We start from the raw sequence: 15,602 nt of genomic DNA, 5'->3' as shown, positions 1-15,602 counted from the left end.
ACTGTCAGTCGACTCGAGCGCGCAGCGCGTGCTTCCCCGGTAAGCAGCGAAGGGCAGTCGACACTACCCTGTCGACTCCGCCCTGCCGGTTCTGCCACCGGGTTCAGCGTGCCCGGAACCCGCTGAACACCGACTCGGCGGCAAACCCCACGCCACCCAGCAACACGCCGAAATACACCACCGTGGCCACCAAGAAGCCATAACCGGCCACTACCGCCGCACCATCGCGCTGGATGAAGCCAATCGCAAAGGACATCAGCGCCAATGCCGGCAGCGTGTTGCTGAAGGGAATCGGTCCGGCCGGCGCCATCAGCAGCAAGGTGGCGAACACCAGCATCAGGTTGTTCAGGCGCATCATCTTCTTCGAGCGCACCATCACCGCCAGCCGCATCGGCCGCGACAACCGCTCCATGCGGTGCACCCACTTCAGCGCACGGCCGAGGTTGGCCTTCAGCTTGTCGGTGGCGATCTCGCGGCGCGCCAGTTTCTGCGGTACCCACAGCGGGCGGTTGCGCACCCGGCTCAGGCCGATCAGCAGGATCGAGGCGCCAAACACGGTACTCAGCCCCGGAATCGACACCGGAATAATGAAGATGGCCGAGAGCAGGATCACGATCAGCAACAGGCCTTCATCGCCCAGCGCACTGAGCAGGGTGCCGACCCTCACCTGGTCGCCGGGCAGCTCGTCGATCATCTGCTCGATCTGCTGGGCCAGGGGGGCGCTGTCGTCGGTTTCGGGGGCACGGTAGGTCATGCGTCGCAAGCTTCTCCAGGGAAGGGCGGTCAATGGGCCGTCCTGCGGTGGGGAACGCACAGGCTCCTGCAGTATCCCGGCCAACGTGGGCAAAGAGGTGAACCGGCCATGAGGGGGTAAACTGGCGTGCCCCGCACGAGTTGAACGCAATGGACATGGGCCGCAGGCAATCGACCATCGAACTGGTCGCCATCGACATGGATGGCACCCTGCTGGACCCGTCGCACCAGCTCACCCCACGCGCCAGGAAGGCCATCGCGCAGGCGCGCGCGCTGGGCGTGCACATCGTGCTGACCAGTGGCCGCCCGGTTCCGGGCCTGGCGCCGTACCTGCACGAGCTCGGCATCACCGGCAACGACGACTACTGCATCGCCTGCAATGGCGGCCTGGTGCAGCGCGTCGGCACGCGCGAAACCGTGGTCGACTATCCGCTCAGCTTCGACGATTTCCTGTTCTGCGAGCAGGTGGCCCGCGAAGTGGGCGTGCACTTCCAGGCGCTGGACAGCCAGCGCATGTACACGCCCAACCAGGACATCAGCTACTACACCGTGGCCGATTCGCATCTCTCGCGGATGCCGCTGTCCTATCGCCGCGTGGAAGACATGGACCCGTCGATGTCCTTCATCAAGCTGATGATGATCGACGAGCCCGAGGTACTGGATGCCGCCATCGCGCGCCTGCCCAGCGCGCTGACCGAGCGCTTCGCGGTATTGAAGAGCGCGCCGTACTTCCTGGAAGTGTTCGACCACCGCGCGGGAAAGGGCCCGAGCCTGCAGAAGCTGGCCGAGCACCTGGGCATCGACCGCGCCAACGTGATGGCCATCGGCGACCAGGAAAACGATCTGACCATGCTGCAGTACGCCGGTACCTGCGTCGCGATGGGCAATGCCATCGATGCGGTGAAGGCGGTGGCGCGGTTTGAGACCAGCAGCAATGCTGATGACGGCGTGGCGCGCGCCATTGAGGCCTACGTATTGCGTTGAGGCGCCAAGCGGCGCTCAGCGCCTCAGGCCCAGCACGCAGTGCGGAGCATCGCGCTGGCTGCGGACGATGATCTCCTGCGCTCCTACGGTGAGCGAATGGTGCTGCTCGTGGTTCCGCGCGATCAATGGCGCACCATGGCTGGGTGGATAGATGAATGGCTGCAGGGTGTAACGCTTAGCCAACCGCTCCAGTGGGAAGCATGGCGTATCCACGAACGTGACGAACAGAAGGCGGATTTCATCGTCCTCGCCGCGTATAACGCGATACTCCACGTTATCGATGGCAAAGCCATCGGCGGTCAGCATCGGCTGTGACCGGTAGATGCGCGGTCCTGCATCCTTCTCAAATGAAAACGGCGCGATGATGCCCAGCTCATGCAACTGGGCCGGGCTGATCGGCGACGGCGTGGTGACGAGCGCGTCGATCAGGGCATCCAGACGCTGTGGGGAACGCACTTCAACTCTGTCGTGCGATAGCGCAGTTTCCATGCACGAAAGCAACATCATGCCAACGCTGGCTATTGCTTTCCAGGTGGTCCAGCGGGTCATCAAGGCTCCTGCCAATCTGGAATCGGGTATCTGAAGATACCGGACAGGACGATACCTGCGTATAGCCGCGCTGTACCACGGTGCAATGGCGGATGCGGCAGTGCGATGCAAGAATTTCGCACGTCGAAATCACCCCACCGAATCCCACGGCAGATGATCGTCTTCGTCTGCTGACCGGCGCGCAGCGCGCCGTCACCCCCTCAACGCGATCGCACCGCCAGCCAGGGCGCCGACACCGGTGCTGCAACGCGCTGGGCGTGCGCCTGCGCCGCTCTCTCCCTGCACCTGGATCTGCCCATGAACACCCCACCCACGACGCGCCTCGCCCTGGCCATCATCGCGGCGATCACCGCACCTGCGTACGCAGCAGACACGCACGATGCCGCGCACGACTCGCCCACCACGCTCAACGCCCTGCAGGTCATTGCCACACCGCGCGGTGCGGCCGTGGCACCGACCCAGGTGGTCGGCCCCAACCGTTACATCATCAAGGCAGACGACCTCGACGCGATGGTCACCGGCAACAACGGCCTGGCGATGCTGAAGCAGGTGCCGGGCGCCAGCTACACCGCCACCGACGGGCTGGGCCTGGATATCTCGGCCACCAGCCTGTTCGTGCGCGGCTTCCGCATGAACGAAATGGGCATCACCTTCGAAGGCGTGCCGCTGAACGACAACGGCTTCCTCTCGCTCACCGGCACCAGCGTGGTGAACGTGGGCGTGCCCGATGGCATCGGCGCGATCACGGTCAGCCCCGGTGGCGCACCGGTCAGCGTGTTCTCCAGCAGCGTCAACGGCGGCAGCCTGGAATACCGCCTGCGCGAGCTGCAGGACACGCCCAGCCTGCGCGTGAAGCAGGGCGTGGGCAGCAACAACACGCTGGTCACCACCGCATCCGGGCAGAGCGGCCAGCTCGGCGAGCATGGCCCGAAAGTACTGGTCGACCTGCAGCGTGTGTCCGCCGACAAGTACCAGGGCGAGGGCACGCAGAACTTCCTGCGCGGCGACCTGAAGCTCCAGCAGGACGTCGCCTGGGGCGATTTCACCGTGTTCCTGTCAGACAGCAAGGCCAAGGTCTGGGGCTACAACAACATCTCCTTCGACATGATCCGCAAGCTGGGCTGGAAGGCCGACATCTTCTACCCGGACTACGCTTGGGCGTATTACGTGGCCTCGCCGGAGAATGCGGACAAGTCCTGCGGCGCCTACACCTGCGGTGAGCTGTCCGAACTGATTCCGTACGACACCGGTCAGATCACCCGTGACCGGGTGTCTTCGATCAGCCATCGCTTCCAGATCAGTCCGGCGCTGAGCGGCAACGTGCAGTTGTACAACGCCAACAGCCACACCCAGGCCACGCTGACCGACCCGACCGTACCGTCACCCAACGGCGCGCCGTTCTCCGAACAGGTGCAGACACCGCGCCTCAACCGGCTGGGCGGCATGCTCAACCTGCAGTTCGAGGCGGGCGCGCACACCTTCACCGCCGGCTTCTGGCAGGAGAAGAGCAAGGCCGCCGCCAAGACCGAGTGGTACCAGCAGCCGCTGCTGGGCGAGGGCCCGCCGCTGAAGGCCACCGGTCCGTTCGATGTGTATGGCCCCGCGTTCAAGACCGACAACGCATCGAGCTGGGTGACCCGCTCGCGTCAGTTCTACCTGCAGGACGACATCGTGTTGAACGACACGCTGAAGCTGGGTGTCGGCTTCAAGGCCGTGGATTTCCGCACCAGTGGTGGCGGCCTCGGTGATGCCAAGGACCGGCCGGTGAACGGCACGCTGCGCGCGAAAAGCAACTTCCTGCCGCATGTCTCGCTGTTCTGGAGCCCGACCGAATCCACCGATGCCTTCATCGACCTGGCCAACACCATGAACGGCTACCGCGTCGCCCAGCGCGGCAACATCGGCTACACCGCCTCGGCGTGGACCATCACCGACCAGGAAGAGTTCGATCGCGTGGCGGGCACGCTGCGTCCGGAGAAGAACTGGAACCTCACCGTGGGCGCGTCGCATCGCTTCGACCGGCTGACGATCACCGGCGACGTGTTCTACAACGACATCCGCAATCGCCTGCTGTCGGCGGCCATCGGCACCCAGTTCGCACAGATCAATACCGTGCGGTTGATGCCGAAGATGCACGTGATCGGTGCCGACCTCGGCATCACCGCCGATCTGACCGACCACCTGCAGTTCTACCAGGGCGTGGCCGTGGCCCGTTCCTACTACGACAGTGACTTCGTGGTGGGCGACACGGTGTACCCGATCAAGGGCAACGCCCAGCCGGGTTACCCGCAGATCTCGCTGGTCAGCGACCTGTCGGCGCATTTCGGCGATTGGCGTTTTGGTGCCACCAGCACCTCCTACCTGCGCCAGCCCTTCACCTACGAGAACGACATCCGCGTGCCGACGTTCTGGCAGGTCAATACCTATGCCGCCTACCGCTTCGGTACGGACAGCGCGGTGCCCGGCCTGGAGCTGCGGCTGGACGTGAGCAACCTGTTCAACCGCCACAACATCGGCACCGCCACCATTGCAGGCTCGTCATTCTCGGGGGATTACCAGACCCTGCAGCGCAGCGCGCCACGGCAGCTGATGTTCAGTACCTCGATGACGTTCTGAGGCAACGAAGGCCGGGGTCAGAGCCCTTTGCTGCGCAAAGGGATCCGACCCCGCAGCCATCCCGTGATCGGGGTCAGATCCCTTTGCGCAGCAAAGGGCTCTGACCCCAGACCCAGCTTTGCGCGGCCGGCAGCGATTTTCCGGCAACGACGCAAGGTTCCCACAATGTTGCTGGGTCATCCTGTTGGCATGGCACAGCACAACCCGCGAACCCTGCTGTTCGGCATCCGGGGCCCAGGACGGCTCCGGCAGGTGCCGTCCGTGACGCCTGTGATCGACCTGCAGGCCGAGTACCAGTTCTGGCACGTCTACGAGCGCGTGGTCCGTCCGTTGCCCGGTGGGGGGCTGCGGCTGGCCTGGCTGGTGTGCCAGAAGGTTTACCGGGACCGGTGGCAGCACCCGGACGACAGCGACGAGGCGGCGTTGTCGCGGGTGCTGTTTGGCGGGAACATGACGGCTGACCGGGCGTCGGAGCTGGCGGAGCTCCATGCGCTGGTCAGCCGTCGGGTGGCGCTGCTGGCGAAGCGGGGGCGGGTGGATTCCGCGGCGTGATGGCGGGGGCGGCATTAGCGCCGCCAGGCGGCCATGACCCGCTCCTGGTAGAGTCGACTGTTAGTCGACTGCTCTTCGCGTCGGCCCACCAAGATACCGCGCTTCGCGCGCGAGTCGACTAACAGTCGACTCTACCAACGACCACTCGGGACGGTGCTTCTAGGGCTTTCCCCGGTCCAACTGCCGGTAACCAATAGCCTCAGCCAGATGCGCTGTCTGGATCACTTCGCAACCCGCCAGATCAGCAATCGTGCGCGCCACCCGCAGGATTCGATGCATCGCACGTGCCGAAAGCTGCAGACGCTCGATGGCCTGCTCCAACAGATCCTGATCGGCCTCGCTCAGCTTCGTGCACTCCCGCAGCGCCGCTGGCGGCAGATGCGCATTGAGCGCACCACGCGCCTGCTGCCGGGCGTGGGCGGCTTCCACCCGTGCGCGTACCGCAGCACTGGGCTCACCCAGCGGCGTGCTCTCCCGCAGCTCCACCGCGTCCATCCGCGTCACGCCGATATGCAGATCGATGCGGTCCAGCAACGGGCCAGACACCCGCGCGCGGTAGCGATTGATCCGTTCGTCGCTGCACAGGCAGCGGTTGCTGCGGTCACCGGCCCAGCCGCACGGGCAGGGATTCATCGCGGCCACCAGTTGGAACCGCGCGGGATACTGCACGCTGCGTGCCGCGCGGGCGATGCGGATGTGGCCGGACTCCAGTGGCTCGCGCAGGGTTTCCAGTGCGCTGCGGTTCCACTCTGGAAGCTCGTCAAGGAAGAGGACTCCATGGTGGGCCAGTGATATCTCACCGGGGCAGGGCGGGTTGCCCCCACCCACCAGCGCCGCCGCACTGGCACTGTGATGCGGTGCCCGAAAGGGCCGCTGCCGCCACCGTCGCGGGTCCAGTCCTTCGCCACTCACCGATGCAATCGCGGCCAGCTGCAGCGCCTCAGTCTCTTCGGTATCCGGCAACAGGCTGGGCAGGCGCGAAGCCAGCAGTGTCTTGCCGCAGCCAGGACTGCCGATCAACAACAGATGGTGCCCACCGGCGGCAGCCACTTCCAATGCGCGTCGTGCATGCGCCTGCCCGCGCACGTCGGCCAGATCGGGTAGTGGCAACGGTGTCGTGTCCACGCGTTCCACGGGCGGCAACAGGCGCGGATTGCCCAACCCGGCGCAGCACTCCAGCAGCGTACGCGCTACACGCACATCGGCGTGCTCGGCCAAAGCTGCCTCTGCGGCATTCCCTGGCGGTACCACCAGGATGCGACCGGCTTCAGCGGCGGCAATCGCGGCCGGCAGTGCACCGGCCACCGGCCGCAGCTCGCCGGTCAGCCCCAGCTCGCCCAGAAACTCGTATTGAAGCAGCGACTGTGGATCGACTTGGCCGCTGGCCGCAAGAATGCCCAAGGCAATCGCCAGGTCGTAGCGCCCGCCTTCCTTTGGCAGGTCGGCGGGCGCCAGATTCAGGGTGATGCGCCGCTGTGGAAAGTCGAAGCGAGCGCAGAGCAGGGCGGCCCGCACACGCTCGCGGGATTCGCGCACGCTGGTTTCGGCCAGGCCAACGATCTGGGTGACAGGAAGGCCGCCAGAGAGATGCACTTCTACCCGCACCAGCGGGGCATCGACCCCGGCGCGGGCACGGCTGTGGACCAGCGCCAGGCTCATGTGTGGTTTCCTGCGGATGGATGTTCGATGGTGCGGCAGGCATTCGGCACGGCGCCATCGGGCATTGCGGGTGAAACGGCTAGGGGGATTCCGGTCAAGGGCGATCCTTCGCTCTGAATAGTCATCGCTGCGCATCAGGAGTCGCCTCGCTGAAGCGTCAAAATCGCGCCTCGATCCCCGATGGATGCACTCAACCGGCGGTTGCATAATCAGCGTACGAGGCGGTTCTTGCTTCGGCCTGCGTCTGAGTAGAGAGGATGGAATGAAGATTGTTGCAGCACAGATGCGGTCAGCTCCTGGCGACATCGTTGGCAATATCGAACGGCACGTGCACTTCATTGAACGAGCCGCCTCGTGTGGCGGTGCGGCGGTCCTCTTTCCGGAGATGTCGCTGACCGGCTATGAGCCGCGGTTGGCCGAACAGCTGGCAATGACCCCAGATGACGCGCGTCTGGAGGTATTCCAGTCTCTGAGCGATCGGCACCAGATTCTGGTCGCAGTCGGTGGGCCATATCGTGGCAACGATAGGCCGGAGATCGGCATGTTCGTCTTCCGCAGCGGTCAGGCACCGGCTGTCTACACCAAGCAGATGCTGCATCCCGACGAACTGCCTTATTTCAAGGCAGGAAACACGTCCCTGTCAGTAACCCTTGGAGAGGAAATTCTTGTCCCCGCCATCTGCTTCGAGTCGCTACAGATGGAAAGTGCATTGCGGGCCAAGGACGCGGGAGCGACGGTCTACGTTGCCAGTGTTGCAAAGAACATGATCGGTATGGAGCGGGCTCACCGCCACTACGCAACAGTCGCGCGGGAGCTTGGGATGAACGTGTTGGTATGCAACGGCGTGGGCCATGCCGATGGATTCGAGATGACGGGAGGGTCCGCCGCCTGGGACAACAGGGGGGCGCTGAAGTGCCGCGCCGGAACTGGAGACGAGGCATTGGTGGTGTATGACCTCGCAGATCAGAGCGGTAGTGCCGTGGCACTCCCAGCAATGGGCACGCTCCGGAGTGCGGGCTAACGCCCGGAAGGCTTGAGATGTTCGGAGGGAGCATTCGCCTGATTCCGTCCAGGCAGGAACCCTGGCGTTCTCATGAAGAACCCAAGCGTCACGTTGCCATCAACCCAACCGCGGCCCCTGCCGGCTCTCTTCCTGCTGCCGTTCCTGCGCTTGTGCCAGCTGCTGCGACTGCTCCTGATCCTGAGCGCCGAGGCTCCGGTTGGCCGCTGCATACTGCTGCTCCGGTGCGACCGCCAGGGCCTCCTGTGTTGGCATCTGCACCCGGTTGGCGGCGGGGTCCGATGACGCGCCCGGTCCTGAGCGCGTCACGAACAGCGTGGCGCCCGCAGCACGGGTTTCGGTGGCTTCACTCAGTGCCATGTCTACCTGGTCGCCGGGCTTGAACCCGGCTTCTGCTGCAAGCCGGTAGGCGCTGGCCAGCAGGCGGTCGCTGCTCTGGTCCCACGGCTTGTTGTTCTTCTCATCCAGCATGGCTACCGACGAGCGCAGCTGTTCCAGCAGCCCGCTGCCATCTGGGCGAAGGGCCGTGCCGTGGTGCCGGTCTACGTCAGCGTCGTGCTGCGTGGCAGGCCTGGAGGTGTGTGGCGGCGATGCACTCGGTGCGGGCTCAGGTGAAGTTGGCGCGCGCGGCAGGGCATCCGCGGGCTGCTGCTCCGCAGTCGAGCGCTGCACGTGTGCCTGGGCAATCTCCTGTGGCGTGGTGACGCAGACGATCTGCATGCGCTCGTCATCTTTCCCGGCCAGTGTGGCCAGCGAGCCATCCTTTTGCACCTGCAGCATGAACGTACCGAAGTCGGGCACGGCGCGTGCATGATCCTGGGCAACGGCGGCTACGGCGTCATCAATCTCTTCTGCACTGCGCACAATGCCGGCACTACGGTAGGCGTCCACCACCTGGCTGCGCAGGCCGTATTCGGTTGGCGTGGGGTTGGCCCGGGCGATGTCGGCCATGGACGTCAGCTCCTGTACGCCGGCTTGCTGGCTCTGGCGCGTACGATTGAGCTCCTCGACGATGCTGCCCTCGGCCGGGTTGGTGCCATACAGCCAACCCGGCGTTTGCCACTGCCCGTTGGGGTCCTGCGTGTACTTCTCGCCGTTGGAAGCGCGCAGGGGCTGCGTCTGGGTCAGCGCGTTGGTGATCACCTCCGGTACCGGCTCAATGGTGGCGAACTCGTGCCAGTTGTACTGGTTGAACGCCACCTGGTAACGGGCGGCAAGCGCCTCCGGCGTGTTCAAGGCGTTCTGGGCAATGATGCGCTGCGATTCCCGTTCCAGTTGGCCCGACTTTTCCGGGCTGACAGGCACGCTGTAGTCAAAAGGGACGCGTCCATCAATCATCGAGTGGATGGAGAGGTTCCATTCGCCGTTGTGCGGATTGCGCACGTAGTGGCGGTTGGTTTCAAACGGCTCGCGCGGCGGCATGCTCTCGCCGCCTGCATCGAGCTTGAAGGGGTTCTGCGGCTTGGGCAGGTTGGCCATGCCCAGTGAATATGAGTCGTTGGCGGCTTTGTAGTTCAGCTCATCCTGCAGCCGGCCACCGGCGACCATAGTGGTCTCGCGGTAGCTTCCGTCGGGTTGCGGCGTGCGCACGCTGCGGCTCCAGGTGCCCTTGGCATCTTCCGGATCGCGGCTCCATTCGTTGCCGCTGCGGTCCACCTGGGTGTAAACCGCTTTCTTGTCCTGGTACTGGGCCCAGTACTCACCGCCGAAGCCACCGGCCACGCCGCCCAGCAGCCCGGTAGCCAGCGCACCTGGCCCGGTCCACGATCCGGTGAACAATCCGTACCCCGCGCCCAGCAGGAAGCCGCCACCGAAGCCGCCTGCAGTGCGCCCCACGAAGTGGGTGGCCGCGGATTTTGCGCCGGCGTTGTTGCCCTCGCTGTGCAACTCGGCCACGCGGTGGCCGGTGATGGCGAAGTCCACGGCCAGTGCGGCAACACCCGCGGCCCCGAGTACGCGCGCGCCGGTGATCTGTCCGCGCGCGGCGGCAGCTTCGGCGGCACCTTCCGCAGCGCCAGCGCGCCCGGCAGAGCCGGCCAGTTCCGGAGCGGTGGTTGCCGGGCCAGGGCGCACGATGGTCAGTGGCATCTCCGGGTTGAACGCCGTACGCACGCGGGCCGCGGTGTGCTCGCTCAGCGGCAGGCGGCCGCCCTGGTTGGCCTCCTGGATTGCGGTGCCCAACGATGCGCGGCCCCCCCAGCGCTCGCTCAGGGTGGAGTTGCCGGATTGGTCGATGGCATCCAGCGCCGCCGTCACGTTGGCTTCGGAGTGGGTGACGCCGCGCCAGCGCAACTCGGTCGGGTTGAGGGTCTTCAGTTCCGCAATCTGCGCGGCGTGGGTGCGCTGGTAGCCGTCCAGATCGGCGAAGAAGGTGCGGATCCTGGCGTTGGCTTCGGCCGGGGTCATGTTCTCCGGCGTGTTGGTGACCAGGTCGCCGTTGAGGATGCCGGCGCGAAGCGTGAACTCCAGGTTCTGGATGCGGGCAGCCATACGCTCGGCGGCGGCAGCGCGCACATCCGGCGCAGAATCCTTCGCCAACAGCGCTCGGCCATCGTAGGTTTCTGCGAGGTCGTCGAGAACGAACTTCAGTTGATCCGAGTACGCACTCAACGGGCCGCCCGAGTGCGGCGATATACCCAACCGGGTTGCCAGCGCGGGGTTCGCGGGCAGGTTGAGGATGTTGTCGGAACCGTGGAGCGTGAAATGACCACTCCTGGCAAGCGACTTCAGCAGCTGGCTTTGTTCGAACGCATTCTGTTCGATCAGATGGTGTCCCTGGAAAACCGGTGTGTCGGCCATGCGCACCACCTCATTCAAGAATCCGTTTGAAGGAGCTCGTCCTAGAGATCGGCTACATCGCGCAGCCGTACGCCGGAAAAGTTGGCGGCATTCAATGCATCAAACATCGCGCGGTCGCAGATGGGCGGTGCGCCCATGCGATCCTGGCGGAAGATATGGGCATCGCCCACAACGTCCTGTTTGAACACCAGGCTGGCGCCGCCTACAAGGCTGTAAAGCTTCTCGTCCTCGCCGGTCTGATAATTGTGGTCGAGCTTGATTCTCACGCGGGACGAGGCTTCATCCAGCGCGTCGAGCCTGCGCAGCACATTGCCCAGGTAGTACTGAGGCCCGGGGCTGCCGTCGGCAAGGCTGAAGTCGCAGGCCACAAAGGCAAACGCCTGGGGGTCCATCTGCTCAAACAGCTGCTTCAACGGCTCCGACACAATCCAGATGCCAGCGAGCTCTTCCAGATCGCGTGGCATTGCGCCCTTCTCGGGCACATGAACCAGGTGGGGGCGCTCCGGATACTGGCCTGGCGTTCCATCAGGACGCGAGATGACATTCATCCCCGGATCGATCAGCTTGTCTTCGTTGGCGATCTCTATACCGGGTACCCCGCCATTGCTCAGCAAGCCTGCGTCGATCAGGAAGAATTCGCCCTTGTGGGATGCGGCTTCGGCTGAAACTTCAGTGGCGGTCGATTCGGTCACGGGGGCTTCCATCATGGATGCGGGGGCAGAACGGGAAAAACCGTTGAGCCGATGCTAGCGGGGCTTCTGCGCAGCCACAAGTTGCGCCGAAACGGTGCCGAGGGCACGTGATTCACGCGGCTATTTTGGAATTTCGGAGCAATGCCGAGGATGATGCTGCCATTCCTTCCACTGCCTGCAATGGTCTGCTGGATAGGCGGAATGACGAGGGAGATTCCAGCCGAGGGTGGCCTGGGTCCCTGAACACGCAGCGCTGGTCATCAGGCACCGACCTGTCAAGGCGCCCAAGCCGTGCCTCAACCCACGAAGGCCCCGCACTTTCCACCAGCAACCGCCCCTGGCTCTGGTGCAGATCCAGCCAACGCTCGAAGCTGGTGCGCACACGTTCGATGTCCGGCGCCCGCCACCGTGCATCGGCAGGCATGCGGATCAGCACGCGCGAGGGCGCGTTCTCCACGTCCATCACCAGCACGCCCTTGCACCGGATCTCGAAGGACGTCGCCCCGGCATGGCGCGCGTGCAGTTCAAAGCCCTCGTGGGCCTTCGCGGTCACGAAGCCAAGCGCATCACTGTGCAGCAGGCGGTAATCGGCCGGCCGCAGCTTCTGGTAGGCCCACACCTGATCGCCCGCAGGCTCGGGCCACCCCATCCACACCGCCGCCATGATCGAGGCGCACACCGCCGCAGCGGCAAGGCCGTGGTTCTTCATTTGTCACCCCAGACACAGGCAGAAACGTGCGCGCCACAAGCGCGCTCAGTCCTTGGGCCGTACCCGTTCGTGGATGAACGCGGTAAGCGCCAGATCGGCCATCACCAGCCCCTCCATCACCCGCTCGCCCACGTACTGCTCAGGCTCACCGTTCTGGCGCGTGCGTTCGGCCGCCAGCAGGATCTCCTGCACGATGCGCTGGCCGGTGAGCGCGCAGTCGGCGTCGGACAACGCCATCTGCCGGCTGCGCAGGTGATGCCGCTCGGGCCAGGGCTGGCCGTCGGCCGCAGCGCCCGCGCCGATGGCGTGCAGGATGGCGATGAGGCTGTTGGGATCCAGGGCCGGGGCGGCCGAGGGCGCTTCCTGGATCGGGCGCGGGGGAGGGGAGTGCGGCGTGGTCATGGCGGGCTCCGTGCAAGCAGGCAGAAGCCGCCACCGATAAAGGTGGCGGGCAGAGCGTGGCTCGAAAACCGGATGTTGGGAACCGGCGGGTACAAGACCCCCACGCCCCGCCCGCCATAGCCGGCAGACGGATTGCCAGCCGGCACCACGCGCGGTGGTGCCGGCTGGCAAGCGCAAACTACTTCCCAACAAAACGGGTTTTCGAGTCCCGACCACCGATGCACGGTGGCGCAGTAACGATTACCTGCTGTTGTTCGGAATGCCAACGGGTAGGGGTCAATGCCGCCAAAACCCGAGACGCTTTTGGCATTGTCGCATAGCGTGGAAAGGGGCGAGAGCCTTGGTGTGCTAGGCGCAGCGGCACTTCTGGAACGGAGTCGTCAGAACCTTCCGTCAGAGATGTAGGGCGCGGCAAATGCGACAGCATTGGTCTGACTGTCGCTGATGGATGCCGCGTAATTCGCCTCCATGCGTGAGTGACTTTCTGCCTATTGACCCCGTGGGGCGTCACGCAGAACCTGACTACCGTTGTAGTCACCAGGAACTGTCCTGCCCGCAGCAGGAAGGTTCTGCGGCGTTTGAACGGACTCCACCCACTGGCGCAGGCCGCTACAAGGATCACTGGACGTGTTACGCCGCAATCGACTTCTTCTGTCTGCGGGTCTGCTCCCGCTTCCGTGGTTCCTGTTCGGGACCAGCGTTGCTGCCCTGTTCGCGCCGGGTTACAACCCGCTTGCCCAGCACGCCAGCGAGCTGCTGCAGGCGCCAACGCTTGCAAGCATCTGCGGCAGGATTGCGGCTATCGGCTCCGGTATGGGCTTCGTGGCGTTCTCCATCGGGGTATGGCGGGAGTCCGGTCGCCGGATTGCAGTAGGTGCAATCTGCTGGTTGGTCTTTGGCATTTCCATGCTGACCAACGGGCTCTGGCCCATGGGCCATCCGATGCACGGCTTCTACACCATCGGTATCGCCAACATCATTGCACCGGCGATGTCGCACATCGAATTGAGCGCGTGGTCGGCCAACCGAAGGGCGTACGCCGTGACCGCTATGGTGAGCATCGCGGGCATCGTCTATCTCTGGTTGAACGTGGTGGGAGCGGATCCGGAGGGCTTCAGGGGGCTGACCCAGCGGCTGTTCTCGTCGATCAACTCGCTGTGGCCGTTCCTGGTTGCGCTGTACCTGATGCGCAGGGATTCAAGCGCGCTGAAGGCGGAGCCTGTGCATTGATGGCGGCGCGCGACAGGAACATAGAGGGCCGAACAAGGGCTTCTCGATTCTCCGGCCCCAGCTCAAGGTGATCTTCTCGGGATTCATGCCAGGGTGCTCACTGTTCAAGCCGTGGGTGCTCTTCAACCATCTGTTCCTTGATGCTGGCACCACGGGTGGTAAGAGGGGAAAGGTCGTGCGCGCCTTCTGCTATAAGTAGGGACCGCGCCCAGAGGGCCTTTTGGAAGATTGTGGGCTCATGGAGTTGTACTGGCGCTTGTTCACCAGTTGCACATCGCAGCAGGCGGCTCTCAAGGTCGCGGCGCGGATGTTTGAGCAAGCAGGTCTTGAAGTCAGCAATCTCCACGCCGAGCCATATCACAAGGGCGGCTTCATGGTGAGTGCCTGCTCCCGTCATGCTGCGCAATCGTGGCCTGAGTTTGTGGTTCTTGCCCTGGCTTCGGCACAGTGCACCGGCCGCGGATGGCTCCTGAGTGGTTCAATTGCGGAAGAGCTGGATGCTTGGTCCAATCATTCCTTGGTTTCCGGTGTTTCGTCTATCCATATCCAGGCGGAAAGGCGGGAATGACGAATCGCTGAAGTAGATGCCTAGTTCCGGCTTGGAGCTGCTCCAGAGACCAAAGCCGCTAGCCGGTAATCGCCTTGCAGTAGCGTGTCACGAAGAATGAACTCGTAGGATTCCAGGTGGTTGCCATGCGTAGTGGGATGAGTCTCTGCGTACTCTCCACGTGGAAGCAGCAGCATGAAGACGAGGACTTTTTGGACATGTTCAAGTAGGGGCCGGCTCGAACATTCTCTCAGGGCCAAACCGCTTCGTGGCTGGGCGTGGTTGAGATATTGCGAGTGTCCGCATCTGGCCACAGGGCGTCATGCGAAACATAAAGGACATTGGCTCGGTCAATGAGCCCACCGCCGGGTCCGGGTACGCGCTGGCTTGTCAGCTGCGCATGGTCGGTCTAGGATCGAACTGCATTAAGGTGAAAGGCCGCCATGCGCTGTTTTGCGGATAAGCTGTATAGCCGGACCCTGGGGTCGTCTATTAGATAATTAGCCGAGAGGAGCAATTGATGGAGCTTGATGGGCTGACAACCCCGGGGCAAATAGACGCGAAAGTTCGAGACTTTTGCAAGTCAATCAGCAAGGGGGCGCCCATATTCGTTGATGTTATCCCCGAGCTTTGGTGTCGACAGTCATGTTGCGAGATGAATGTCGATAAGCTGATAGAAGGGCGTGGTGGCGAAAAGGTGCTTGGGTACAAGATCTGGTACCTGCCCAAGTCTTACATTGAGGCTGAGCGCCACGTAGTTCACAAGCTGGGCGATGTTTTTCGTGACCCTACTTTTAATGCGGATGGTGAAGATAGGATTCTTTTTGTCGCTGACGATGATCAGAGGGGCGGCTATATGGGGCGCCCAATGAAGATTCGGCGTGGTTTCACCAATCAAGCCAGAAGATTCGTTGAGGTTTCCAATGCCCATGAGTCGAGTTCTCGCATCCAGCAGTTGGATAATGATCAGTCTTGGAAAAGGATGATTACCTATGCGGATTGGTTGAATGGCAAGCGGCAAGCGAACATGTGGATTGAGCAAATCGGCTAACAATTCATCCAGGCCGACGCCGCTTCGCGGCGCGGCTT

14 protein-coding genes are annotated in these 15,602 nt (G+C 63.8%); 7 read left to right on the top strand and 7 right to left on the bottom strand.

The genetic code is table 11. The annotated features are described in order from the left end of the window. Positions 1-103: 103 nt before the first annotated feature. Positions 104-754, bottom strand: a complete 651-nt coding sequence (locus AC5P67_RS02680) for an exopolysaccharide biosynthesis protein (protein ID WP_033833724.1) — start codon at positions 752-754, stop codon at positions 104-106. Between the two features lie 149 nt (positions 755-903). On the opposite strand from AC5P67_RS02680, the gene yidA reads away from it, so the two are divergent. Continuing rightward, entirely contained in the window at positions 904-1,737 is an 834-nt protein-coding gene (gene yidA / locus AC5P67_RS02675) for a sugar-phosphatase (RefSeq protein WP_114619002.1), read from the top strand. Between the two features lie 15 nt (positions 1,738-1,752). Here the strand turns inward: yidA and AC5P67_RS02670 are convergent, their stop codons facing one another. Beyond that, on the bottom strand, positions 1,753-2,286 hold the full coding sequence (locus tag AC5P67_RS02670) for a hypothetical protein (RefSeq protein ID WP_133050235.1): 534 nt from the start codon (positions 2,284-2,286) through the stop codon (positions 1,753-1,755). 297 nt (positions 2,287-2,583) lie between these two features. Between AC5P67_RS02670 and AC5P67_RS02665 the strand changes: the two genes are divergently transcribed. Beyond that, the gene (locus AC5P67_RS02665) at positions 2,584-4,902 is read left to right on the top strand and encodes a TonB-dependent receptor (RefSeq protein WP_099527046.1); all 2,319 of its coding nucleotides are present in this window, start codon (positions 2,584-2,586) and stop codon (positions 4,900-4,902) included. A 165-nt stretch (positions 4,903-5,067) separates the two neighbouring features. Next, positions 5,068-5,454: a hypothetical protein gene (locus tag AC5P67_RS02660; RefSeq protein ID WP_099472686.1), complete on the top strand. Its 387-nt coding sequence runs from the start codon at positions 5,068-5,070 to the stop codon at positions 5,452-5,454. Positions 5,455-5,613: 159 nt separating this feature from the next. Here the strand turns inward: AC5P67_RS02660 and AC5P67_RS02655 are convergent, their stop codons facing one another. Next, a complete protein-coding gene (locus AC5P67_RS02655) occupies positions 5,614-7,113 on the bottom strand; it encodes a YifB family Mg chelatase-like AAA ATPase (RefSeq protein WP_495214284.1) in 1,500 nt (499 codons plus the stop codon). Between the two features lie 262 nt (positions 7,114-7,375). Here AC5P67_RS02655 and AC5P67_RS02650 point away from each other — a divergent pair, with 262 nt between their 5' ends. Then, on the top strand, positions 7,376-8,134 hold the full coding sequence (locus AC5P67_RS02650; RefSeq protein WP_111197396.1) for a carbon-nitrogen hydrolase family protein: 759 nt from the start codon (positions 7,376-7,378) through the stop codon (positions 8,132-8,134). 99 nt (positions 8,135-8,233) lie between these two features. On the opposite strand, the gene AC5P67_RS02645 is transcribed toward AC5P67_RS02650, so the two are convergent. From AC5P67_RS02645 to AC5P67_RS02630, 4 genes are all read right to left on the bottom strand, one after another. Further along, the gene (locus AC5P67_RS02645; protein ID WP_329754677.1) at positions 8,234-10,933 is read right to left on the bottom strand and encodes an XVIPCD domain-containing protein; all 2,700 of its coding nucleotides are present in this window, start codon (positions 10,931-10,933) and stop codon (positions 8,234-8,236) included. Between the two features lie 41 nt (positions 10,934-10,974). Then, positions 10,975-11,637 carry an imm11 family protein gene (locus tag AC5P67_RS02640; protein WP_024957931.1) on the bottom strand — a complete coding sequence of 221 codons (663 nt, stop codon included), beginning with the start codon at positions 11,635-11,637 and terminating at the stop codon, positions 10,975-10,977. A 100-nt stretch (positions 11,638-11,737) separates the two neighbouring features. Continuing rightward, positions 11,738-12,289, bottom strand: coding sequence for a cold-shock protein (locus AC5P67_RS02635; RefSeq protein WP_495214283.1), 552 nt, complete (start codon positions 12,287-12,289; stop codon positions 11,738-11,740). Positions 12,290-12,379: 90 nt separating this feature from the next. After that, the gene (locus tag AC5P67_RS02630; RefSeq protein ID WP_329754679.1) at positions 12,380-12,736 is read right to left on the bottom strand and encodes a hypothetical protein; all 357 of its coding nucleotides are present in this window, start codon (positions 12,734-12,736) and stop codon (positions 12,380-12,382) included. 627 nt (positions 12,737-13,363) lie between these two features. On the opposite strand from AC5P67_RS02630, the gene AC5P67_RS02625 reads away from it, so the two are divergent. The 3 genes from AC5P67_RS02625 to AC5P67_RS02615 all read left to right on the top strand — a co-directional run bounded on the left by AC5P67_RS02625 (position 13,364) and on the right by AC5P67_RS02615 (position 15,564). Beyond that, positions 13,364-13,966 carry a DUF998 domain-containing protein gene (locus AC5P67_RS02625; protein WP_495214282.1) on the top strand — a complete coding sequence of 201 codons (603 nt, stop codon included), beginning with the start codon at positions 13,364-13,366 and terminating at the stop codon, positions 13,964-13,966. Between the two features lie 238 nt (positions 13,967-14,204). Beyond that, positions 14,205-14,534: a hypothetical protein gene (locus tag AC5P67_RS02620; RefSeq protein ID WP_012481479.1), complete on the top strand. Its 330-nt coding sequence runs from the start codon at positions 14,205-14,207 to the stop codon at positions 14,532-14,534. A gap of 634 nt (positions 14,535-15,168) precedes the next feature. Continuing rightward, on the top strand, positions 15,169-15,564 hold the full coding sequence (locus AC5P67_RS02615) for a hypothetical protein (RefSeq protein WP_143566062.1): 396 nt from the start codon (positions 15,169-15,171) through the stop codon (positions 15,562-15,564). Positions 15,565-15,602 lie beyond the last annotated feature (38 nt).

The organism is Stenotrophomonas sp. YJH_SMC_21 (assembly GCF_059369555.1).
The sequence above is the reverse complement of the archived record's forward strand: the minus strand, read 5'-3'. Positions and strand labels throughout refer to the sequence as shown.